Origin of the sequence: Vibrio sp. VP6, from assembly GCF_028823755.1 — a bacterium.
GTDB classification, from domain to species: Bacteria; Pseudomonadota; Gammaproteobacteria; order Enterobacterales; family Vibrionaceae; genus Vibrio; species Vibrio parahaemolyticus.
This window is the reverse complement of the sequence record NZ_JAPEID010000136.1, coordinates 1-1,332: the sequence shown is the minus strand read 5'-3', so window position 1 is coordinate 1,332 and position 1,332 is coordinate 1. Positions and strand designations below refer to the sequence as shown.

General features: G+C 54.0%; 3 protein-coding genes. All 3 read left to right on the top strand.

Annotated features, from left to right (window positions below; genetic code table 11):
* The first annotated feature begins 58 nt into the window (after positions 1-58).
* Complete coding sequence (locus OU793_RS24470) at positions 59-562, top strand: hypothetical protein (protein ID WP_274647905.1); 504 nt, start codon at positions 59-61, stop codon at positions 560-562.
* A 10-nt stretch (positions 563-572) separates the two neighbouring features.
* A complete protein-coding gene (locus OU793_RS24465) occupies positions 573-770 on the top strand; it encodes a hypothetical protein (protein WP_023623311.1) in 198 nt (65 codons plus the stop codon).
* A gap of 9 nt (positions 771-779) precedes the next feature.
* Positions 780-1,332 (top strand): VirB8/TrbF family protein (locus OU793_RS24460; protein WP_274647904.1); only part of this gene is annotated, 553 nt, incomplete at its 3' end.

Here is a 1,332-nt window from a genome sequence, read left to right as displayed (position 1 = left end):
CTACGCCCTAGTCAACACGGTGCCCGCCATGGCATCCAGCCTCACCACGGGGCGCTTTGTGTTTAATACCGCAGGCGCAGTGGGCAGTGCCGCGGGGTTGTTGGGCGCAATGGCGGGTATTGGCATGGCCGCCGCCTCGCTGGCAAAAGGCGGAATGGGCAAAGCGGCGCAACTGGCAGGAAAAACCTCACCTGGCAAAAAAGTGGCGAGCGGCATTGACCAGTTAGCAAAATCCTCGCCCGCGTTCAAAGGCGCCGCCGCGGGCGCCAAAGCGATAACCAAAGGCTCAGGTAAACTTGGTAAGGCGGCGCTCAGTGCCATGGCCTCACAAAGTCCGGTCGGGCGCGCTTTCAAAGAGATGAGTAATAGCCGCTCTGTGCCGAAAAACGGCCATCAACAGATGATGAAGGCGATGAAGCAAGGGGACGCCACTTCTGCCATCTCTCATGGCGACGCCATCAAACAAGCCACCCAAGGCGTAAAACCCACCTCCAATCACGATGCGCTCAAAGCTCGCTTGCAGCAGCAAAGACAGCAGACTCGTGGTTACAAAAAACCGTAGAGGAACCTACATGTATAAGACCACCAAAATTAATTGTGACGAAACACCCGGAAACTGGTTAAGCGTAATTGATGGTGAAGACGAGGCCATGCCCGTCATTGAAATCTACAGCAGCGAACATCAAACCGGTAATGTGTGTTGCCCCAATAAAGACGCATTGAAGGTTTTGATTGACGCGCTATCAGAAGCTTACGACCACTTATCATAAGGTGACAATATGTCTAATCCTGAGAGTCCATCGGACTACTCCATCTTGTATCAACGCGCCCGCGAAGAGTGGGACGAACGCTTAGGCAGCGTAGTGAAACAGGCGCACGATTGGAAAATGTGCGCTTTTTTTTCGATGTTTATCGCCGCGATTGCCGTAGGCAGCACCGGATACATCGGCGCCCAATCCAAAATTGAGCCTTATGTCATTGGCGTGAAAAACGGCGAAGAAGTGGTGGGCGTGGCCAGCGTTCAAAAGCTGCCGACCTCACAACTGGAAGCGCTCAAAGTGAACGATTTAGAGCGCTTTGTGGAAGACATTCGCAGCGTCTATCTGGACGTAGAAGTCGAAGACAAAGCGGTGCGCCGCGCCTACGCAAGACTCGTTCCCAACTCCCCTGCGCAAACGCAAATCTCACAGGCGTTCAAAGAAGAAAACCCGTTTGAGCGCGCCGCGCGGGAGTTGGTCAAAGTCGACATCAAGAGCACCTTGCCACTGTCAGACAACACCTGGCAAATGGAGTGGATCGAAACCATCACCGACCGTCAAGGCAACGTACTCG

Bases quoted from the DNA above. Each gene is read 5' to 3' on its own strand.
- OU793_RS24465 (WP_023623311.1), top strand. From the start codon at position 573: ATGTATAAGACCACCAAAATTAATTGTGACGAAACACCCGGAAACTGG.